This is a genomic window from Sphingobium sp. (assembly GCF_041987595.1).
Taxonomy (GTDB): domain Bacteria; phylum Pseudomonadota; class Alphaproteobacteria; order Sphingomonadales; family Sphingomonadaceae; genus Sphingobium.
Genome location: NZ_JBHIWJ010000016.1, coordinates 22,538 through 44,264 on the forward strand (window position 1 = coordinate 22,538; position 21,727 = coordinate 44,264).

General features: G+C 63.2%; 18 protein-coding genes. 5 read left to right on the forward strand and 13 right to left on the reverse strand.

The genetic code is table 11. The annotated features are described in order from the left end of the window. Positions 1–134: 134 nt before the first annotated feature. From ACFC3J_RS06400 to ACFC3J_RS06440, 9 genes are all read right to left on the reverse strand, one after another. Positions 135–539 carry a nuclear transport factor 2 family protein gene (locus tag ACFC3J_RS06400; RefSeq protein WP_375195371.1) on the reverse strand — a complete coding sequence of 135 codons (405 nt, stop codon included), beginning with the start codon at positions 537–539 and terminating at the stop codon, positions 135–137. Then, positions 536–2,722, reverse strand: a complete 2,187-nt coding sequence (locus ACFC3J_RS06405) for a 3-hydroxyacyl-CoA dehydrogenase NAD-binding domain-containing protein (protein ID WP_375195372.1) — start codon at positions 2,720–2,722, stop codon at positions 536–538. Before ACFC3J_RS06405 ends, ACFC3J_RS06400 begins: the two co-directional genes overlap by 4 nt. Before the next feature lie 38 nt (positions 2,723–2,760). Then, a complete protein-coding gene (locus tag ACFC3J_RS06410; RefSeq protein ID WP_375195373.1) occupies positions 2,761–3,963 on the reverse strand; it encodes an acetyl-CoA C-acetyltransferase in 1,203 nt (400 codons plus the stop codon). Continuing rightward, positions 3,960–5,027 carry a CaiB/BaiF CoA transferase family protein gene (locus ACFC3J_RS06415; RefSeq protein WP_375195374.1) on the reverse strand — a complete coding sequence of 356 codons (1,068 nt, stop codon included), beginning with the start codon at positions 5,025–5,027 and terminating at the stop codon, positions 3,960–3,962. Before ACFC3J_RS06415 ends, ACFC3J_RS06410 begins: the two co-directional genes overlap by 4 nt. 4 nt (positions 5,028–5,031) lie before the next feature. Further along, positions 5,032–7,197 carry a TonB-dependent receptor gene (locus ACFC3J_RS06420; RefSeq protein ID WP_375195375.1) on the reverse strand — a complete coding sequence of 722 codons (2,166 nt, stop codon included), beginning with the start codon at positions 7,195–7,197 and terminating at the stop codon, positions 5,032–5,034. A 97-nt stretch (positions 7,198–7,294) separates the two neighbouring features. Beyond that, the gene (locus ACFC3J_RS06425) at positions 7,295–8,215 is read right to left on the reverse strand and encodes an SMP-30/gluconolactonase/LRE family protein (RefSeq protein WP_375195376.1); all 921 of its coding nucleotides are present in this window, start codon (positions 8,213–8,215) and stop codon (positions 7,295–7,297) included. A 33-nt stretch (positions 8,216–8,248) separates the two neighbouring features. Then, positions 8,249–9,013, reverse strand: a complete 765-nt coding sequence (locus ACFC3J_RS06430; RefSeq protein ID WP_375195377.1) for an SDR family NAD(P)-dependent oxidoreductase — start codon at positions 9,011–9,013, stop codon at positions 8,249–8,251. Positions 9,014–9,029: 16 nt separating this feature from the next. Continuing rightward, a complete protein-coding gene (locus ACFC3J_RS06435) occupies positions 9,030–10,295 on the reverse strand; it encodes a hydroxymethylglutaryl-CoA lyase (protein WP_375195378.1) in 1,266 nt (421 codons plus the stop codon). Next, positions 10,292–11,320, reverse strand: coding sequence for a phosphotransferase family protein (locus tag ACFC3J_RS06440; RefSeq protein ID WP_375195379.1), 1,029 nt, complete (start codon positions 11,318–11,320; stop codon positions 10,292–10,294). The genes ACFC3J_RS06435 and ACFC3J_RS06440 overlap by 4 nt, the downstream gene beginning before the upstream one ends. 93 nt (positions 11,321–11,413) lie before the next feature. On the opposite strand from ACFC3J_RS06440, the gene ACFC3J_RS06445 reads away from it, so the two are divergent. Continuing rightward, on the forward strand, positions 11,414–12,592 hold the full coding sequence (locus ACFC3J_RS06445; RefSeq protein WP_375195380.1) for an acyl-CoA dehydrogenase family protein: 1,179 nt from the start codon (positions 11,414–11,416) through the stop codon (positions 12,590–12,592). A 40-nt stretch (positions 12,593–12,632) separates the two neighbouring features. Next, a complete protein-coding gene (locus ACFC3J_RS06450; protein ID WP_375195381.1) occupies positions 12,633–13,202 on the forward strand; it encodes a MarR family winged helix-turn-helix transcriptional regulator in 570 nt (189 codons plus the stop codon). Between the two features lie 36 nt (positions 13,203–13,238). Here the strand turns inward: ACFC3J_RS06450 and ACFC3J_RS06455 are convergent, their stop codons facing one another. Then, positions 13,239–14,393, reverse strand: coding sequence for an alpha/beta hydrolase (locus ACFC3J_RS06455; RefSeq protein ID WP_375195382.1), 1,155 nt, complete (start codon positions 14,391–14,393; stop codon positions 13,239–13,241). Positions 14,394–14,397: 4 nt separating this feature from the next. Continuing rightward, positions 14,398–14,988: a VOC family protein gene (locus ACFC3J_RS06460; RefSeq protein ID WP_375195383.1), complete on the reverse strand. Its 591-nt coding sequence runs from the start codon at positions 14,986–14,988 to the stop codon at positions 14,398–14,400. A gap of 148 nt (positions 14,989–15,136) precedes the next feature. On the opposite strand from ACFC3J_RS06460, the gene ACFC3J_RS06465 reads away from it, so the two are divergent. Next, positions 15,137–16,837, forward strand: a complete 1,701-nt coding sequence (locus tag ACFC3J_RS06465; protein ID WP_375195384.1) for a sulfatase-like hydrolase/transferase — start codon at positions 15,137–15,139, stop codon at positions 16,835–16,837. Between the two features lie 106 nt (positions 16,838–16,943). Here the strand turns inward: ACFC3J_RS06465 and ACFC3J_RS06470 are convergent, their stop codons facing one another. Continuing rightward, the gene (locus tag ACFC3J_RS06470) at positions 16,944–19,127 is read right to left on the reverse strand and encodes a TonB-dependent receptor (RefSeq protein WP_375195385.1); all 2,184 of its coding nucleotides are present in this window, start codon (positions 19,125–19,127) and stop codon (positions 16,944–16,946) included. Positions 19,128–19,452: 325 nt separating this feature from the next. Here ACFC3J_RS06470 and ACFC3J_RS06475 point away from each other — a divergent pair, with 325 nt between their 5' ends. Continuing rightward, entirely contained in the window at positions 19,453–20,739 is a 1,287-nt protein-coding gene (locus ACFC3J_RS06475) for an acyl-CoA dehydrogenase family protein (protein ID WP_375195386.1), read from the forward strand. After that, positions 20,708–21,217: a MaoC family dehydratase gene (locus ACFC3J_RS06480; RefSeq protein WP_375195387.1), complete on the forward strand. Its 510-nt coding sequence runs from the start codon at positions 20,708–20,710 to the stop codon at positions 21,215–21,217. Before ACFC3J_RS06475 ends, ACFC3J_RS06480 begins: the two co-directional genes overlap by 32 nt. A gap of 9 nt (positions 21,218–21,226) precedes the next feature. Here the strand turns inward: ACFC3J_RS06480 and ACFC3J_RS06485 are convergent, their stop codons facing one another. Continuing rightward, positions 21,227–21,715: a flavin reductase family protein gene (locus ACFC3J_RS06485; protein WP_375195388.1), complete on the reverse strand. Its 489-nt coding sequence runs from the start codon at positions 21,713–21,715 to the stop codon at positions 21,227–21,229. Positions 21,716–21,727 lie beyond the last annotated feature (12 nt).

The following is a 21,727-nucleotide window of genomic DNA, read 5'->3' on the forward strand; positions in this document are numbered from 1 at the left end:
CGGTCATTCCCATATCGTTCGCGCAGCAGCCGTTCGTAAAGTTTGCCGGTCGGGGGACGGCCTCGCCGCCGGGCACCATCTTGTAGGCGATGTGATCCGGCCTGATCCGGGCGTGGATGGAAGGGTGCATCGACTCAGCCCGCGTCGAACCAGCCGGCCAGCGCGGCGGTGTCGAAATATTCGTTCAGCTGCGTTATCTGCTCGCCCTCCACCTTGCAGATCACGCAGGCTGGCAGGGTCAGCACAAAACCGTCGTGGCGCACCGCGCGCACCACATGTTGCTGGACGAAGCCGCCCGAAATGAGTTCCACGCGTCGGTCGAGATAGCGCCGCTCCGGCGCGCGCTTCACGAAGCCGGCCAGCGTTTCCAGATTGGTTTCGCGGCTCTTTTCCAACCCGTCCGTATTGTGCCAGATGACGACATCGGGGTGATAGCATTGCTTGACCCCTTCGATATCGCCCGCTTCAACGGCAGCGAAGAAGCGGTCGGCAACGGCGCTTATGCGCGCCGCCGCCTGATCCGGCCTTTCGCCGCTCACGCCGCCCTGGCCTTGGGCGGAGCGGGATAGAAGCTCTCTCCGGCCTCGGCCATACGGCGCAGCAGTGCGGGCGGGGCGAAGCGGTCGCCACATTCATCCGCCAGCGCGTCGCAGCGCTCGACGAAGGTGGCGACACCAACCTGGTCGATCAGACTCAATGGCCCGCCGGTCCAGGGCGCAAAGCCCCAGCCGAGCAGCGCCCCGACATCGCCGTCGCGAGCGGAGGTCAGAACATTTTCGTCCAGGCAACGGGCGGCTTCTATCGCCTGGCGGTAGAGCAGGCGCCGGCGCAGCTTCTCCACCAACTCGGGCGTGGACCGGGCGACCTTGACCGGCACAATATCGGCCAAGCCGCTCCATACGGATTTAGTGCCACCGGCAGGATAGTCGTAAAAGCCCTTGCCGTTCTTGCGGCCAAGCCGACCATGCTGCGTCACCAGATCGTGGAGCAACCTGTCGTTGCCGCCGGTGGGAATTTCCGGTTCGCCCCGGTCAATGCGCGCTTGGCGCCGCACGCGATCGACCAGATCGATGGCGACGTCATCGGTAAGTTCCAGCGGCCCGCGCGGCATGCCGGTCATGCGGCCGACATTGTCGATCAGCGCCGGGGCAATGCCCTCCAGCAACAGTTCGAACCCCTCGGTCAGATAGGTATCAAAGCAGCGCGAAGTGTAGAAGCCGCGCGAGTCGTTGACGACGATCGGCACCTTGCGGATCTTGAGGCAGTAATCGATCGCCTTTGCCAATGTCTCCTGCGACGTTTCCCTGCCGACGATCACCTCAACCAGCTCCATCCGGTCGACGGGCGAAAAGAAGTGAATGCCGATGAAATTGGCAGGCCGCTTCGACGCGGTGGCAAGGCCGGAGATGGGCAGGGTGGAGGTATTGGACGCGAACACGGCGGTGTCGCGCAGTTTGGCTTCAGCGCGTGCCGTGACGTCGGCCTTCAGGGCGCGATCCTCGAACACCGCCTCGACAACCAGATCGGAGTCTTCGACCTTCGCATAGTCGGTCGTGGCGTCGATGCGGGCGAGCAGCGCGTCGGCCTTGTCCTGCGTCATGCCGCCCTTGGCCACGGCCTTGGCGACCAGCTTTTCGGAATAGGCCTTGCCCTTGTCGGCGGAATCCTGGCTGACGTCGATCAGCACCGTGTCGATGCCGGCCGCCGCCTGCACATAGGCAATGCCCGCCCCCATCATGCCCGCGCCAAGAACCGTGACCTTGTTCGCGGCGTAGGGCGCGAAGCCTTCGGGGCGGGCTGCTCCCTTGGCGAGCGCCTGCTTCGAGAGGAAAACCGAGCGGATCATCGCGCGGGCCTGCGGCGTCTGCTGGGTGGCGAGGAACAGTCGAGCCTCGACGCGCAGGGCAGCGTCCATCGGCAGGCTGATGCCTTCATAGACGCAGCGCAGGATGTTCGTCTGGGCGGGATAATTATGCGCGCTTTTCGCCTGAAGCTGAGCCGCGGCACCCGCAAATATGCCGTTGCCGCATGCGGTGAAGGGGCCATCGGGCGCCCGCCAGTCCTTACGGTCCCAGGGCTGCATCGCCTCGCCGCCATTCCTGATCCACTCCTTGGCGGCCGCGACCGTCTCGCCGGGGGCGACGACGGCATGGACGATGCCGAGCGCCAGCGCTTCATCGGCGTCGACCGGACGGCCCGTCAGCATCAACGGCAGCGCCTTTTCCACGCCGACGAGCCGCGGCAGACGCTGCGTGCCGCCTGCGCCTGGAAGGAGGCCGATGGTGGATTCGGGCAGGCCGAGCTTCAGCTTCGGGCCGCGCGCCGCGACCCGATAATGAGCGGAAAGCACGAATTCGAGACCGCCGCCGAGCGCCAGCCCCTCCAGCGCGGCCGCGATGGGCTTGCCGATGGTTTCCAGGCGGCGCAACGCCCGGCTCATGCGCGAGGAAGATCTGAGCGCTTCGGCAAGGATCGCCGGATCGCTTTCCTGCGCCCCTGCCGTTTCGCCCAGTTCGCCGAGGTCGGCCCCGGCGCAGAAGGCATTGGTCTTGCCCGACGCGAGCACCACGCCCCTGATCGCCTCGTCAGCGGCGATGCGGTCGGCCAGCAGGTCGAGATCGGCCACGGCGCTGTCGGTAAAGGTGTTCATGGTCCGGCCGGGCACGTCGAACTCGACCAACGCGATGCCGCCGGCATCTACGGAAATTCGGAAATTCTGCATGGGATCAGTCCCCTGTTCGCAAATCTTGAAAAGGGCGCTCAGACGCGCTCGATAATGGTCGCGGTGCCCATGCCCGCGCCGACGCAGAGAGTGGCGAGACCGACGCTCTTGTCGCTGCGTTCCAGCTCGTCGAGCAGCGTGCCCAGGATCATCGCGCCCGTCGCGCCCAGCGGGTGGCCCATCGCAATGGCGCCGCCGTTGACGTTAAGGATGGCGGGGTCCAGCTCCAGCTGCTGGAGATAGTAGAGACAGACGCTGGCAAAGGCTTCGTTGAGTTCGAACAGGTCGACATCGGCCAGCGTCATGCCCGCGCGGCGCAACACTTTCTGCGTCACCGCGACTGGCCCGGTCAGCATGATCGAGGGTTCCGATCCAATAGACGCGGCGGCGCGGATGCGGGCGCGGGGCTTGAGGCCCATCGCTTCCCCAGCCTCGCGCGTGGCGATCAGCAGGCCCGCCGCGCCGTCGACGATGCCGGAGCTGTTGCCGCCATGATGGACATGGTCGATCTGCTCCAGTTCGGGATAGCGCAACTTGATCACCGCATCGAAGCCAGCCGCTCCCATGGCGGCGAAGGCGGGCTTCAGCGTAGCGAGCGTTTCCACCGTGGTTTCGGGGCGCATATGCTCGTCACGGTCGAGCACGATCAGGCCCTCATGCATGACCGGCACGACCGTCCGGGCAAAGCGCCCCTCGTTCCAGGCGCGGGCAGCGCGCCGCTGGCTTTCAACCGCAAAGCTGTCGACATCGGTCCGGCTGAAGCCATGGAGCGTCGCGATGGTATCCGCGCCGATCCCCTGCGGCGTGAAATAGCTGGCGAAGGCTGAGCGCGGATCAACCGACCAGGCGCCTCCGTCCGACCCCATGGGCACGCGGCTCATGCTTTCGACGCCGCCGGAAATGGCGACATCAGCCTCACCCGCGATGATCTTGGCCGCGGCGATATTGGTGGCTTCAAGGCCTGATGCGCAGAAGCGCTGGACCTGCACGCCCGCCGCCGTTTGGGCATAGCCGGCCGTGATCGCCGCGACCCGCGCGATGTCGGACCCCTGCTCGCCACAGGGAGAGACGCAGCCCAACACGATGTCATCGACCAGCGCAGTGTCGAGGCCATTGCGGTCGCGCAGCGCCTCCAGCGTCTGGCAGGCCAGAGCCATGGCGGGGATTTCGTGCAGCGCGCCCCTGGCGTTGCCACGGCCGCGCGGCGTGCGCACGGCATCGAAAATATAGGCTTCCCTCAACGAGATTCTCCATGGGGTTGGGGCGCATGGGGCGTGACCGCCGGCGTGCGCGAAAAGCGGGGGGCGGGCGCGGGCTGAACCACGCCATCCAGTTCCACAAAGCCCCTGCGACCGGCAATGTGCGGGTGGCGCGGCGCTTCATCATAATCGAGCACCGGGGCAAAACAGGCGTCGCTGCCCTCCAGCAAAGCGCACCATTCTTCCCGCGTGCGGGTGTGGAAGATCGCAGCGAGCCGGTTACGCAGAGCGTCCCAACCTTCGCGATCATTCTGCGGGTTGAAGGCAGGGTCGTCGGCGATGCCCAGCCGTTCGCGCAGCACCGCGTAGAATTGCGGCTCGATCGAGCCGATAGCAACATGTTTGCCGTCGGCGGTTTCGTAAGTGTCGTAGAAATAGGCGCCGGTGTCGAGATAGTTGGTGCCGCGCTCGTCCTGCCAGATGCCCTGGGCGCGGAAACCCCAGATCATGCTCATCAACAGCGAAGCGCCATCGATCATCGCACAGTCGATCACCTGCCCTTCGCCGCCATTGCGCACGTTCAGCAGGCCCGCGAGCATACCGAAGGCAAGCATCATGCCGCCGCCGCCGAAATCGCCCACCATATTGATCGGCGGGGTCGGCTTCTCGCCCTTGCGGCCATAGGCGTTGAGCGCCCCGGTGAGCGCAATGTAATTAATGTCGTGCCCTGCAGCATGCGCCAGCGGCCCCTGCTGGCCCCAGCCGGTCATGCGGCCGATCACCAGCTTCGGATTGTCCGCCAGCAACAGCTCCGGCCCCAGTCCCAGCCGTTCCAGTACGCCGGGACGATAGCCCTCGATCACCCCGTCCGCCTCGCGGCAGAGGGCGCGGGCCTGGGCCACGCCCTCTGCCGATTTGAGGTCCAGCGCAACGATCCGGCGCGACCGCGCCAGCACGTCAGTCCGGTCGATCACGGCGCCCGGCCGCTCGACGCGGATCACCTCCGCACCATGATCGGCCAGCATCATGCCCGCAAAGGGTGCCGGGCCGATCCCCGCAAATTCAACGATGCGGATACCCGCAAGAGCGCCCGGTCCCTTCATCATGCCCTCAGAATTTGAAGCCGATGTCCATGCCGATCTCACGCGGCGGCTGATATACCCGCAGCGCCATCAGATTGCCGACCGCGAAAGTGTTGTTGATGATCCGTTCATCGGTGACGTTGCGGCCCCAAAGGCCCAGATGCCAGCGGCCATCCGCGAGATCGAGGCCAATGCTGGCATCGACCGTGGTGTTGGCGGGCCGAACCGTCAGGTCCGACAGCAGGTTCAACGGCGTGAAGCCGGTGTAAATCTTGCTGGCGTGCCGCATGCTGGCCTGCGCGGTGAGTTCGCCCAGCCCGATGTCGACCTTGTAGGTGCCGGTCAGGCTGGTCGACCATTTCGGCGCATAGGCAAAAGGCAGGTTTGAACGATCGATCGTGCCCAGCCCATCGCCCAGATTGGCGACGAACCTGTCGAACCCGGCATCAAGATAGCCGATTGTCCCGTTGAGCGTGAACCCCCTGGCAATATTCAGCGTCGCCTCGCCCTCGAAACCATTGATCGTAGCGCGACCAACATTGCTGACGACGGTCTGGTTAACATTGGTGCCGGGGATCAACTCCTGCACGCTTTGCTGCATATTCTTATATTTGGTCGTGAAAGCGGCCATGTTCAGACGCAGCACACGACTGAATAGATCGGCCTTGATCCCCGCCTCATAGGAGTCGACATTTTCCGACTTGTAAGGACCGACCGCCGTGAAGGCGCCTGCACGTCCATTGAAGCCGCCTGCACGGAAACCTCGCGAATATTGCGCATAGGTCATGATGTCGGGCGTCCAGGCATAGCTGATCCCGAATTTGGGTGAGAAATCGTCGAAGCTCGCCTTGAAGGTCCGCGATGTCGCGGCGAACAGCGGCTGGATGGTGAAGCGCTTGGATTCGTCACTGTAACGCGCACCGGCGGTAAGGGTAAGACCCCTGATCACCTCATAGTCGACCTGCCCGAAAATGGCGCCCGCATCCGCCCGCTGACCCGCGAACAGGGTCGATCCGGCCGTCGGCCCCCCAAAGGCCAGACCATATTGATGCACGGCGATATCATAGCGCTGGGTCATGAAATAACCGCCGATGACATAGGTGAGCGGCCCCTTGCCGGTGGAGCCAAGCCGAATTTCCTCGCTCCACTGGTCATGTTGCTCAATACGGCCGACATTGAGGAAAGGGATATTCTCGCCGTCGAAGTCGCTCAGCACATCCGTGTCGGTCTTGCGATAGCCGCTGATTGACGTCAGCTTCACCGGCCCCATGTCCCAGTTCATTTCCAGGGTAACGCCGGTGCTCTTCAGCCGCGAATGATTGGCGGCGTCGATCCGGGTCAGATAGGGCTTGCCGTCATCATCTGCCGAATAGCCAAGCTGGCCCAACACCATGGTCGGCAGACTGGCATTTTCGAAGGCCGGTCCCGTACCGCGATCGCGGGTATAGTCCGCGACCAGCGCGGCATCGAAATTGCCTGACGGATTGAAGGCCAGCGCGCCGCGCAGCGACAGGACGTTCTGCTTGCCGAAGCGGCGCCCATCCTCATTGCGCAGATAGCCGTCATAGCCCTTGGCCAGCACCGAAACCTTCGCGGCCAGCAGATCCTGGACGATCGGCGCCTCGATCGCGGCACGCAATTCACGGCGACCATAGCTGCCCAGCGTACCCTGCGCGCGGACGCCGAAATCGCCGCTGGGGCGCCTTGTCCTGACGCTGACGACGCCGCCGATGGTGTTGCGGCCATAGAGCGTGCCCTGCGGCCCGCGCAGCACGGTCACGCCCTCGACATCGAAAAAGTCCTGCACCGCGCCGACATTGCGCGCCAGATAGACGCCGTCCAGTTCTACGCCGACCGAGGGTTCGAAGCTGGATTCGACGTCCGAAAACCCCAGGCCGCGAATGAAGAAAGCGCTGGCGAAAGGATAGGCCCCTACCGGCGCGAGCAGCACATTGGGCATCTTGCCGTCGAGATTGACGAGGCTGTCGACCTTGCCCGACGAAAGACTGGCTTCGTTGAAGGCCGATACCGCCAGCGGAACATCCTGAAGCCGCTGTTCGCGCCGCTGTGCGGTGACGACGATATCGTCGACCGGCGGCTGCGCAGCCCCGCTATCCTGACCAAAGGCTGCCGCCGGCATCATCGCGAATGCAAGCAGTGCTGCCCCCGTCTGCAATTGTGCAGAAACCTTCATCTTCACCCTCTCTGTTTTCAACCTGTTGGCGTTGCGAAGGCAGAAGTGCATTTTGTAAAATTATTTGTCAATATATCTGACGAAAATAATCACTAAACTAGACGTTATTTCCGCTGAGCTGATATTTCAGCGCCAGTCCCGGACGCTCCCAACGGGTACGATAGAGCCGCCCTGAACTGGACGCTGTGGCCCAGACATCGCGCATGTCCGCGCCGCCGAAGCAGAGATTGGTGATGGCCAGTTCCGGAAAGGCGAGATGGTCATGGCGCCCCTCCCCATCGAATATCGTGATGCCGCCGTTGATCAGCGTCCCAACGCAGATATGGCCATCGGCCTCAACCTTCAGGCTGTCGAACATCTGATAGCCGGGCATGGTCGCGATCAGACGTGCCGGCATCCAGGGGGCAGGTGCCGGACCGAGTCGACCAGGCGCCGCGACATCGCATGCCCAGAGCCGCGCGGTCGGCGTCTCCGCGAAATAGAGCGTATCGCCATCGGGAGACAGGCCGATGCCATTGGGACCATGAAGCCGGTCAAGCGCGCAGGAAATAGCCGTTCCATCAGCCCTGGCGTAAAAAATGCGGCCGTGGTCATGACCATCTGACGTCGCCTTGCCATGATCGGTGAACCAGAAGCCGCCATGGGAATCGAACACGAGGTCATTCGGCCCGCGCAACGGACGTCCTTCGCACGCGACATAGAGCGTTTCCACCACGCCCGATTCGAGATGCACGCGCTGGATCGAACCGCCAGCATAGTCTGTTGGCTGATCACCGGGGATCAGCGCGCCGCCATGATCGTGCCACTCAAAACCGCCATTGTTGCAGATATAGACCCAGTTGTCCGGACCAAGGGCGGCGCCATTCGGCCCGCCACCCAGATCAGCCACGACGCTGATGCGGCCCGAAGGCGCCACCCGGCTCAGCGTACCGCGCCGCGTTTCAACGATAAGAACCGATCCATCGGGCATCGCCACCGGACCTTCGGGAAACTGCAAACCCTCCGCGACAACTTCCATGAAATCGCCCTTATACTGTCATTATAGATGACATTATATCGATTGCCCATCGTCAACCACGACGGTCGCCCCAGTCGTGTGCCCCCCGCGTGTCGACGTCAGGTAGAGCAGCGAGGGATCAAGCGCTTCGAGCGGCATCAACCGGCGCCGGGGAAAAGCCGCGATCATCCGGTCGCCGGCTGGCGTGCCGAACCAGTCCTGGGTGATTTCGGTCAGCATGAAGCCGGGGCAGATGGTATTGACGCTGATGCCGTGGCGCGCCCACTCTACCGCCAGGGCGCGGCTCATCATCACGACGGCCGCCTTGGACGAGCAATAGGCGGCAAGGCCGGGCTGCACCTTGGTCCCGCCGATCGAGGCGATGAAGACGATCCGCCCTTCGGTCACCCCAGCCGCGATCATCCGCCGGGCGCCTTCGCGGGCCGTGTGGAAGGCGCCCCGCACGTTGACCCGCATGATCTGGTCGAAGGCGTCATCCTCCAGCGTCAGTGCCGGGCCTTCCGTGTTCACCCCGGCATTGGCGATAACGGTGTCGATCGGCCCCAGCCGCTCCTCCGCCATGACATAGGCGGCGCGGATCGAGTCGGCATCCTCGACGTCGACCGGCACCGCGATGGCCGTGCCGCCCGCAGCCTCGATGTCTTCGACCAGTCCAGCGAGACGATCGATGCGGCGTGCACCTGCAATGATGCGCGCGCCCGCCGCTGCCAGCAATTTCGCTGCATGGGCGCCCACGCCTGAAGAGGCGCCGGTGATGAAGATGGTCCGGCCAGCATGGCTCACCGATGCATTGCTCATAGGTCGTTTCCTTGGCTCAGGAGAATTTGAAGTCGCCCGCATGGGCGAGCGCGCTCGCAGGCGGCTTGCCCAACTGCTGCGACAGCCAGCCCGCCGTGTCGATCAGCGCGGCGAGATCAAGACCTGTGGCGCAGTCCGTGGCATAGACGACGTCCTCGCTCGCGACATTGCCCGCCGCGCCGGGCGCGAAGGGGCAGCCACCCGTGCCGCCGATGGCCGCGTCCACGGTCCGCACGCCCGCCGCGATCGCAGCGACCGCATTGGCGACGCCGGTGCCGCGCGTGTCATGGAAATGAACGCGCAGCGGGATCGCGCCGACCTCGGCCTGCACTCTTTCGATCAGGGCGGTGACTTCAGCAGGGCGTGCGATGCCGATCGTGTCGGCAAGCGCGATTTCGCGGGGACCGAAGGCTGCAAGCTGTCGAACGATATCGACCACCCGCAGCGGCTCGGTCCGCCCGGCAAAGGGGCAGCCAAAGGCGACCGCGACCGTCACCTGCGCCGACCGGCCATTGTCGCGGGCTAACCGCAACACGTCGGCCGCCGCCGCGACAGACTGTTCGATCGTCTGCCCCTGATTACGCTGGCCAAAAGCGTCGGACGCCACGCAGACCATGCCGATCTCATCGACGGCGGTTTCGAGCGCACGCAGGGCGCCGCGCTTGTTCAGCACCAGCCCGATCGTCTCGACGTCCGGCATGCGCGGCAGGGCGGCGATCACCGCTTCGGCATCGGCCATTTGCGGCACCTTGTCCGGATGGACGAAGCTCGCCACCTCGATCCGCTTGACGCCCGCTGCGACCGCGCGGGCGATGAGTTCGACCTTGGCCGCGGTGGGCAGGATCGTCTTCTCATTCTGAAGCCCGTCGCGTGGCGACACCTCGACCAACGTCACCGGACGGGAAGGCGGCATGACGTCCGCCGTGGGCGCGGCCAGCGCATGGCGATAGCGCGGCTGATCGATGGCGATCATCGCCAGCGCGGTGCGGCTCAGATGATCGAGCAAGGCCGGATCGTCGGGCGCGATGGCGCCCGCCCTGATCCTTTCAACCAGTCCAGCGTTCAGCGCCGAAAAATCGCCGCCGCCCCCCAGCAGCCCGGCCAGTCGGCGCGTCGCCTCCGCTTCGGCGGTACCTCCCAGTTCCAGTTCGCGCTGAACGATCGACAGGGCGTTGATCGCGACGCGCACCATATAGGGGCTGGGCGCGGTGGCGGCTTTCTGATCGGACAGCCAGCCGATCACGGCCTGAACCAATTCAGCGGCACCCGGCTGCCTGATCATGCGACCTCCTGCATCAGCGCGAGAAGATCGACCTCGCACTCGCTCAAGCGCCGACCGATCGCGGCGCGCTCCATCGTTCGTTCCTCGCCGCTGGCAAAGGACTCATACATCATCAGGCAGACTATCGCCCATTTGAGTGAACCCAACATCTGCCAATAGCGGATCCGCGAGACCGGCGGGGGATCGCCCCCAGCCGCGCGATAAGCGTCGAGCAGGGTCTCCAGCGTCGCGAAGCCGCCGACCGGCAGCGCCGTCTCCCCAAAGCGCCAGCTATTGACGCAGAGCCAGCCCAGATCCTCCGCCGGATCGCCCAGATGCGCCAGTTCCCAATCCAGCACCGCGACCAGCCCCTCGTCGGGGTCGACGATCAGATTGCCGTTGCGGAAGTCGCCGTGCACCAGTTGCGGCGCGACCGGCGACGGCGCTTCCCGATCGAGAAAGCGGAAGGCAGCTTCCAGCACCGGCCGCTGCGCGCCGATGCGGCGATGAATCGCCTCGTAACGCGCCAGCGATCCACGCGCGTCGAGCGTTTCGAGCGGCGGCAGACCCGCACGGTCTATGCGATGGATCGCCGCCAACGCCTGCCCCGCCTGCGCGCCCAGCAGCAGGCGGGCGGGCGCGAAAGCGTCAGAGGTGACGATCCGGCGGCCCAGCGTTTCACCCGCAATCCGCGTGACGATATAGGCCTCGCCCAGACCGTCAGCCTCTTCACAGAGCCGGACAAGCTGCGCCACCGGTACGCCCGCGGCAGCGGCACGCTCCAGCAGCGCCGCCTCGGTCGCCAGCGGAAGCGAGGTCGAAAAGATCGTATCCTCCACCGCATCGCGGCGCCGCAGGATCAGCGGACGCGCGCCCTCGTCTGTGGCAAGATCGAACGCCCATGTCTCCAGACTGGCGCCGCCGGTCAGCCGGACCAGTTGCGAAATGCGGCCATCTTCGGGCGCGATCACCGACCCCAGCCGGTCAAGCGCCAGAGCGACGGACTGGGGCGCGAGGCCCTGCTCCATATCTTGTCTCTCTCCCATAAGGACGCCATGCGGCAGAGAAGCCTTGATGTCAAATTATTTGACGATATATTTAATCTCACAGCTTTTTACGAAAACGTGAGGATGCCTTCCGTGACCAATTCTTCGTCTTCCCATCCCGCCATTCACCCCGGCGCCTCGCACTTTACCGACGAGGATCTGGCCATCTACCGTGAAAGCATAGCCAGATTTCTTGACGAACATGCCTCGCCCGAGCGCAATGAGAAATGGCGGCGGGACAAGGTGGTGGAACGGTCAGTCTGGCACGAAGCCGGGCGTTTCGGAATGTTGGGTGCATCCCTCCCGCCAGAATATGGCGGTCTGGGGGGCGATTTCCGTCATGAGCGCATCATCATCGAGGAATTCGGCAAGCGCGGGCTGGAGGGTTGGGGCGTGCCGCTGCACAATATGATCGTTGCGCCCTATATCTGCGCCTTCGGAACGGAGACGCAGAAAGCTGCGTGGCTGCCCCGCGTGGCAAGCGGCGAAACGATCCTGGCGATCGCGATGACGGAGCCGGGCGCCGGATCCGACCTGCAAGGTATCCGAACCCATGCCCGGCGCGATGGCGACGAATATGTCATCAATGGACAGAAGACCTTCATTTCCAACGGCCAGACCGCCGATCTGGTTCTGGTCGTCTGCAAGACCGACAGGCAAGCCGGATCGCGCGGGATTTCGCTGATTGCGGTGGAAGGCGACAGGGCCGGATTCCGCCGCGGCCGCAATCTCGACAAGATGGGGCGCGAAGCGCAGGATACTTCGGAACTCTTCTTCGAGGATGTGCGCGTTCCGGCTGGCAATCTGCTGGGCGGAGCCGAAGGCAAGGGTTTTGGGCAATTGATGACGATGCTGCCGCAGGAGCGTCTCGGGATCGCCGCCATGGGGCTGGCAATCATGGAGCGGGCGATCGCGCTCGCGGTCGATTATGCGCGCGATCGCACCACTTTCGGCAAGGCGCTGATGGATTTCCAGAACACGCAGTTCGTGCTGGCGGAAGCCAAGACCAAGGCGGTGATTGCGCGCAGTTTTGTCGACAGCTGCGTCGACAGGCTGCTGGCCGGGACGCTGGACGCGACCACCGCTTCGATGGCCAAGCTCTGGATCACCGAAACGGAGCTGGAAACGGTCAGCCGCTGCCTCCAGTTGTTCGGCGGCTATGGCTATATGAACGAATATCCGATCGCCCAGCTTTACCGCGATGCCCGGATAGATACGATCCATGGCGGCACGTCGGAAATCATGAAGCTGCTGATCGCCCGGTCGCTTTGACGTAACAAATCATGGCATCAGGGGGCCTGCTGGTATAGCAATGCACGAAATCACATGGTCGGCGATCGACGAAGGGGAAATATTGTCTATGGATGCCGTGGCCTATCTCATCGTGCCACTTCTTCAGAGCTTCGAATGGTTCGACGAGAGCTTGCAGCTCAGCCTGCGCGAATGCGGCTGGCCCCAGCTGACGCGTCCCGAGTCGATGGTGATGATGCATGTCCAGCTCAACATCAACCGGCCGTCGGACATTGCGCGCAGCCTGCGGCTGACGCGGCAGGCGGTGCACTCGACGATCGCCGGGCTGGTCGAGCGCGGCGTGTTCGAACTGGTCGACGATCCGGACGACAAGCGCGTCAAGATGGTTCAACTGACCGATATGGGCAGCGCGATGCGGCAGGATGCGCAGAAGATCGTGATCGCGCTGACCGAGATGCTTTCAAAGCGCATCGGCGCCAGGCATGTGCGCGCCCTTCAGGCTGCCTTCAATGAGGATTGGGGCGACCCCATCATCTGCCGCGTGAAGGAGGGCAAGGCGGAACCGCTGCTGCCCCGGGCGACCCGCATCGCTCCGCTCGCCTCGACGCGGGCGCGCCGCAATCAGGGTTAGGTCGATGGCGCCAAGCGAGCACGGCGCCATCCCGGATCAGCTCCCGAAATGGGAGCCGATCCAGTCCTTCGCGATCTCCGCAGCCTGCCCCGCCAGTTCGGGCTGACCGAAATAATAATGGTTGGCGCCCTTGATGACATGGTGAGTCTGCGGCGCATTGACCGCCGCCGCCATCAGGCGTGCCGCATGGCTGGGCGTGCACGCGTCGTCGGCGCTGTTCTCGATCACCAGCAGGGGCACCGCCAGCCGCGCCGCGCATCGCAGGCCATCCGCATTGGATTCATCATACGCCCATTGTGACATCCAGCTTCGCAGGGTCGAGAAACGCGCCAGCCCGACCGGACCGTCATTGACGATTCGTGGATCGCCCAGGAAGCACCAGTTGTCGGGCCGGTCGCTCGGCTCCAGCGTCGCGTCGAGAAAGCGCGGGTCGGCCATGGTGCCCTGCACCACGAAGCCCCGCTCCTCATTGTCGCGGCCCTGACGGCGCAAATCGGCCAGCGTTTCCTTCACCCAGGCGGTGATCCGCCGGTTGCGCGCGATCTGCGCGGCGCGATAGGCGGCGATATATGCCGCATCATAGGGCGGCCGCGCCGGATTGGCGGGATCGTAGATATTCCATTGCGGATCGCGATCGAAAGGCTTCGCCTCGTCGGTGATCGACGGATCGATCCATTCCGTCAGCGTCAGATTGCGCGAGAGATGCGCGGCGAGAAGCATCACGCCATCGGCCGGGATCAGCCCGGCGGCGGCAAGGTCGATCGGATCGCCCGCCGGGGTCGCCCGGACCGTCGGCTGCTGCGCTTCCGCCTGATAGAAAAGCGAGAGTGCCCCGCCCCCGCTCCAGCCGCCAAGGATCACTTTCCTGTAACCCAACCGTTCCTTCGCATCCCGGATGCAAGCGCCCAGATCCAGCGCGACCTTCTCCATGATCAGGGCATTGTCGATCCCGCGATAGCGGCTGTTGCAATAGATTACGTGCTGCCCGAACTTCGCCAGCGTGCTGGGCAGCGGCAGCCAGGCACCGCCGCCGATGGGATGCATCATGATGACTACCGTGTCCGACGGCGTTGCAGGCTTCAGCAGATGGGCTTCCAGCACCACCTTGCCGACCTGCCCGCTATAGGTGTCCTTGAAGGACGAACGTTCGTCGAAGATGACGAGATAGGGGATACGCTCATATTTCTGCATGAACTCAGTCCTCTCCCTTGCGCGGCGCAGAGCCCCGCAAGACCATGGCTTCCGTCCCGAAACGGGCGATCTTCGTAGCGCTCGTGCGGTCCGACCATTCAGCCAGATGCCGGGGCAGCGCCGCCGCCTCCTCCGCCATCACCGCATCATGGCCAGGCGCGCGGACGGTGATCTCGACCTGAATTCCATTGGGGTCATACATGTAGACGGACCGGACGAAGCCGTGGTCGATCGGGCCGGCGCACTTGATCCCGAAGCTGCGGATGCGCTGCTGCATCGCCAGCATGTCCGCTTCATCCTTCGCCTCGAGCGCGATGTGCATATCGAAACTGTCCTTACGCTCGAACCAGGCCGGATCGGCGGTTTCCGGAGCGTCAAAAAATGCGACGAATGACCCATCGCCCAGCTCGAAGAAGATATGCATATAGGGCGTGTCGTCGCCCAGCCCCGGCACAGTGTCCAATATAACCCCGGCGGCGGGCTTCAGGCCCAGAACATCGGCATAAAACCATCGCGTTTGTTCGGCATCGCGGCACCGAAAAGCCACATGATGCATTTTCCCGAGCGTGACGGCGGCAGGGATAGTGGCTGCCATGATTCTCTCCCAATGGATCGTTCTTCCAATGAACGCCATTGCACCCTCTACGATCATTTTTGTCAAATCATTTTACATCATTTCCATTGCGGCCGGCGCGATTTCCGGGCAGGATCGGGATCGATAAGACAATGGAGGATGCGCCCCCATGGCAAAGCATGGCGACGCGACGGCCGGCTGGTCGCGCAAGGAATTTCTGAACCTGTTCGCGACCGGAGCCATGGCCGCGGTCACGGCGCGAGGCGCTCCGGCATCGGCCCGGACCCTGTCCCGCGCGAAGCGCCCGTTCAACTTGCTGTTCATCGTGACCGATCAGGAGCGCGCCCGTCTCCCCGCGATATTGCCGTTGCCGGGGCACGACCGGCTGAAGGCGCGATCGACGGTGTTCGACAATCATTTCGTCCACACCGCGCCTTGCGGGCCGTCGCGATCGACCATCTATACCGGGCAGCATACCCAGCATACCGGCGTTTACCTCAACCCCAACAGCGCGCCCTATCCCGAACTGCCGCCGGAAGTCCCGACGATCGGCCATATGCTGCGACAGGCGGGTTATCTCACCGTCTATAAGGGCAAATGGCACCTGACCAATGAGGATCGCCGCTATGACGCCCGGGTGCATGACTATCCCAATGATGCCGACTATCTGGAGAAATACGGCTTTTCCCATTTCAACTTCGACGGCGACAAGACCGGCCTGACCTGGGAAGGGTTCCAGCGCGACGAAGCGACCGCTGCCGACGCCGCCGCCTTTCTTTACGATCAGACACAGGCAGGCGCCGATGCGAAGCCGTGGTTCATGGCGGTGAATTTCGTCAATCCGCACGACATCATGTGGTTCGACGCCACCGGGCAGCAGGAAAAGACGCGGGTTGCCCCCAATTTCGTGTCGCCGCTGATGGCGGAGCCGGGCCACCCCATCTACCGCAAGAACTGGAAGCAACCGCTGCCGCGCAGCTTTCATGCCGACGACCTGTCGACCAAGCCGATGGCCCATCGCGCAGAGCTGGCGTCAATGGTCTTTCTGTACGGCGAACTGCCCCACAGCAATGTCACTGCATGGGAGCGGTTCCAGAATTACTATTTCAACTGCGTCATCGACATGGACCGGCAACTGGTCCTTCTGCTCGATGCGCTGGAACGGTCGGGTCAGGCCGACAATACGATCATCATCTACACGTCCGATCATGGCGAGCGGGCCGGCGCGCACGGAATGCGGCAGAAGGGCAGCACCGTCTATGACGAGGACCTGCGCGTCCCGCTCTACATCGCCCATCCCGACGTCGCGGGCGGCCGCACCGTACCCAATCTGGCCAGCACCGTCGACCTAGCACCGACGATCCTCGCCATGGCGGGCGTCCCGGCCGAGCGGATCGCCAGCGACTGGAGCGCGCTCAAGGGTGTCGATCTCAGCCCCGTGCTGCACCGGAAAGCGGTGCGGACCGAGCGGGACAGGCGCGGCATCCTGTTCAACTATGCCGTCGGCTATGGCTGGAACGCGCCCGACGTGCCGGTGGGCACGGAAAAGTCGAAGCCGTTGCCCAAACCCGATTTCTCGCTGCGAAGGCTGCATCGCGGGGTGTTCGATGGGCGCTACAAATTTGCGCGCTATTTCGCGCCCGCCGATCACCATCTGCCCCGCGACTGGGCGACGCTGACGGCACGCAATGATCTTGAGCTTTATGATCTGGCAAAGGATCCGGACGAACTGGTCAATCTGGCAACGGCACCAGATGCGCATCGGGGGACGATCCTGCGCCTCAACGCCATGACCAACGCGCTGATCGAAGCCGAAATCGGCGAGGACAAGGGCCAGGAATATCGCGGCCCCTATGCGCTTCCCGCATAAAGAACCGCCCCTCATGCAAGGCCATGAGGGGCGGCAGTCACCCTGAACGGGCAAGCGATCGAAAAGAGAGGCAGGAACCGCAACGCCACCCGGCCCTCTTTCCTGTTCAGTAATTCCAGATGAACTGCGCGGCGATGGTGCGCGGCGGATCGAAGAATTTGCTGATGATGCTGCTCGCAAAGGGTGTGGTGAAGGCATGGGACGCCGTGGTCTTGTCCGTCAGATTCTTGCCGATCACCGCCACTTCCCACTGACCCTCATCGCCGCGCACGCCGATGCGCGCGTCGAACTTGGCATAACCCTTCTGAGCGGCGACGGGATTATAGGAGTCCTCCAGGAAAGCCCGGCTGCGGAAGTTGACCCCGGCATTCGCCAGCAGGTTCAGACGGCCGCTGAGAGGCTGATTGAGGTCAATGTTGAAAGCACCGCTCCATTTGGGGCTGCGCGGCAGACGCTGACCCCCGGCGTTATTGAGCGCCGCGTTGCAGGTCGGCACGGTGTAGAAGCAGGGCGCGCCCGGGAAATCGTCATATTTGGCGTCGAGATAAGCGAGCGATCCGGTCAGCTTGATCGCATCGGTCAGCCGGAAGTTTAGGTCAGCTTCCACGCCCTTGCTGGTCGCCTGACCCGCATTGGTCGTGATGAAGGCGCTCGACACCGCATCATAGCTCGAAACCTGCAAATCCTTGAAGCGGGTACGAAACAGCGCGACGTTGAAGAAGGCACGGCGGTCGAGTAGCGAAAGTTTGGCGCCGACCTCATAAGTTTCCGATCTTTCCGGATCGATCTGGAACTGCGCCGGCGTCGTGGTCGATTGCGCTCCCACAAAGCCGCCGGACTTGGAACCCTGACCATAGGAAAGGTAGACCATCGCCTGGCGACCAGGTTCCCACTGAATACTGACGGAAGGGTCCCACTCCTTTTCCGTCCTGCGTCCCGAAAGCGGCGTTGCAAGCCATGTTGGCAGTACCCGGCCGGTATTCGCCCGTTCCTGCTCCGCCTTCTTATGGTCATAGGTATAGCGCAGGCTGCCCACCAGCCTCAATTGATTGCTGAATTTGTAGGTGAGTTGGCCGAACGCCGACCATACCCGATTATCCTGATCGAACTGGCGAAAGCTGCCGCCGTCATAAGGGCCGGTCTTGATCCGGCTATCACCCGTCAGATGATAATCGCTGTCATGAAAATAGACGCCGGCAATATATTCCAGCGCGCCATCGGTCGGCGATGCGATCCTCAATTCCTGCGAGATCTGGTCATAATCTTCGGCAAACGCCGTGCCGAGGATCGGCAAAGGCCCGAAGTCGGAGTCCAGCCGCTTGTCGAACTTATAGCGTGAATAGCCGGTCACGCTGGTCAAAACATGATCGCCAATGTCGATATTGGCAGTAACCGCCGCATTCATGCTGTCGCTATTGTCGAAATCCCGGCCGACAAAACCGGGAAATCCTCCGGTGGACCGTTCGCGATCCGGATCGGCTGACGAATTCAGCCGCTCCACGGCATTCCCGGTGAGGTCGACCTTGCCGCCTTCCAATTTGGCGATGATTTCCAGTCCCTGTCCGGCATCGTACAGGAGCGTGCCGCGCGCGTAGAAGGACTTCTTGCGCGTTTCGTTGCCGCCCAGAATCAGGTTATGCGTGTAACCGTCGGATTTTTCGTAACGAACTGCGAGACGGCCTGCCAGCGCGCTGCCGAGCGGTCCGGATACGACAGCCTGCACATTGCCGCCGCCGACCGCAAATTCGCCGGAGGCATCGACCCGCGCCATGAAGTTTCGCGTCGGCCGCGCCGAAACGATGCTGATCGCACCGGCGCTGGTATTCTTTCCGACCAAGGCGCCCTGCGGCCCCCGCAGCACTTCAATGCGCTCGACATCCAGAAAGGGCGCCTGAAACTGCCGCGCATGGCCGCCATAAATGCCATCCACGAACAGGCCGACCGTCTGTTCGACCGCCAGATTGCCCGGCGCCGATCCTATGCCGCGAATATAGAAGGCATTATTTCCCGGTGAGTTCTGGACGTAGAAATTGGGTACATATTGGTCCAATTCATTGAAGTCCTGAATTCCATTGGCAGTCAACATGTCACCGCCGACCACCGCCATTGAAATCGGCACATCCTGAAGATTTTGCGCCCGCTTCTGGGCCGTCACAATGATTTCCTGCACCGCGGGAGCTTCATCCGCCGATGGCGCCGCCTGCGCGCGCGTCGGGGCGATCATTGCCGCCATCGACGCGCCGGCAAGAAGAAGCCCGACTTTTTCAGGCGCAACTATCCTGCATTTCATCTTCACAAACCTCTCCCCAATCGTCACCTATTTGGCAATTTCTTTATCGGATAACAGTCAATGTAATTGACATTTATCTGGGACACAAGCGTCGATCTTACGCGTCGAGATTCGCTATTAATTCCAGTCTATTCAATGGTTTATTGCGCTATTGGCGCACTCTTCCCGCCGCGGTTACGGCAAAATCAGGTTTCGCCGAGGGCAAGGCTCGCGTTTCCGAATCAATTGCCGATTTCATCAAATCTATTGACATTTCTTTATCGGGCGGCGACGTCATGCGCAAAGCGGCGGAGACCATGCGTCACGCCGGTTTCGGGAGAGAAAAATGGACTTCGATCTACCCAGCGATCTTACCAATTATCTGGCCGAGCTGGATGCCTTCATCGCCAGGGAAATTGCACCGCTGCAAGCCGCCGACGACAATGAGCGCTTCTTTGACCATCGCCGCGAACACGCGCGGACGGACTGGGACCGCGACGGCCTGCCGCGCCATGAATGGGAAGCGCTGCTCCATGAAGCCAAGCGCCGCGCCGATGCCGCAGGGCATCTGCGCTTTGCGCTGCCGAGCGAATTTGGCGGAAAAAACGGCAGCAATCTCGCCATGGCCGTGATCCGGGAGCATCTCGCTGCCAAGGGGCTAGGCCTGCACAACGACCTTCAAAACGAACATTCGATCGTCGGCAATTTTCCGCAGGTGCTGATGTTCCGCGATTTCGGGACGGCTGAGCAACAGGCCGAGTTCATCCCCGGTCTTGTTGAAGGACATCGCGCCCTCCCCTTCGGCCTGACCGAACCCGATCATGGCTCCGACGCGACCCACATGGAAACCACCGCCGTTCGCGAAACCCGCGACGGCGTCGCTGGCTGGCGAATCCATGGCGAGAAGATGTGGACCACGGGCATGCATGTCGCGACGCACTGCATGGTGTTCGCCCGCACATCGGGCAAGGCGGGCGACGCACGCGGCGTCAGCTGCCTGATCGTACCAGCCGACGCACCGGGAGTGGAGATTGCCGAATATCTCTGGACCTTCAACATGCCGACCGATCATCCGCGGGTGCGGTTCGTCAATGTCTGGGTGCCTGAGACAGCGATGTTCGGCACGCCCGACGAGGGCCTCGCCCTTGCGCAGCATTTCGTGCATGAAAACCGCATCCGTCAGGCCGCATCGTCGCTGGGTGCGGCGACCTATTGCGTCGAACAGAGCATCGCCTATGCGCGCGCCCGCAAGCCCTTCGGCAAGCCGCTGGCTGCCAATCAGGCAATCCAGTTTCCGCTAGTCGAACTGTCGACACAGATTGAGATGCTGCGCCTTATGATCCGCAAGACCGCCTGGGACATGGACCGCATGTCCAAGCCGGAAGTCGCCCAGAAGCTGTCGGACAAGGTGTCCATGTGCAATTTCTGGGCGAACCGGCTCGTTTGCGAAGCGGCGGACCGGGCAATGCAGGTGCATGGTGCGATCGGCTATTCCCGGCACAAGCCGTTCGAACATATCTATCGCCATCATCGCCGCTACCGGATCACCGAAGGAGCCGAGGAAATCCAGTTGCGCAAGGTCGGCGCATGGATGTTCGGCTATGCCGGTCCCCATCGCATCGCCGGAGAATGATGAAATGGGCGTCATGCAGATCGACGGCATCGCTTTCGGCACGCTGGAAAAACATGAGGGCCGCACGTTCGGCCCATCGGCCTGGCGGGACATCACGCAGGCGCGCGTCGACCTTTTTGCGGACGCGACCGACGACCATCAGTGGATTCACGTCGATACGCGCCGCGCCGGGCAGGAACTGGGCGGCACGATCGCGCACGGCTTCCTGACCCTGTCGCTGCTGCCGACAATGATGGAGGATCTGCTGCGCGTCGAGGGTGTCGGGCATATCCTGAATTACGGCCTTAACCGGGTCCGCTTCATCCAGCCGGTCAGAACGGGCCAACGCGTGCGTTCGCGGCTGCGTATCCTGGGCGTAGAGTCCCGGGGCGCGGGGCGTATGGTCTGCTGCGAAATGACGGTCGAGGTCGAAGGCGAAAGCCGTCCTGCCTGCGTTGCGGAGACGGTGATGCTCTATCTGCCGGCCGTCCCGGCCTGATCCTAACGCTCAGGCCGCCAGCCGCGCATAATTTCCCTGACAGTAAAGCAGCGGCTCACCCTCGCCCAGACAGGCCGCCTCCACCCTGCCCATGAAGATGCTGTGCGTCCCGCATTCGACGGCGTCTTCGAGCCTGCAACTGAGCCGCGCCAGCGCATCCTCCAATGCGGGCGACGGCGCGGCGCGGTCCCATCGTCCGACGGCGAAGCGATCTTCTGCGACACCGCCGCCAAAAACGGCAGCGACATCCCGATGTTGCTTCGCCAGATAATTCACGGCGAAGCGGCCGGACGCCCGCGCGATCGCGTGGAGCCGCGTCGATCGGTTGATGCAGACCAGCAAGGTCGGCGGCTCCATCGTCACCGATGTCGCCGACGTCACCGTCGCTCCGCCCAAATCGGTACCGAAACGGGCTGTGACGACCGCCACGGTGGAGGCAATGCGGCGCATGGCGAGCCGCAATGCCGTGGCGTCCAGAGCGTCGACTGCGTGCGTCATACCGTCTCCCTT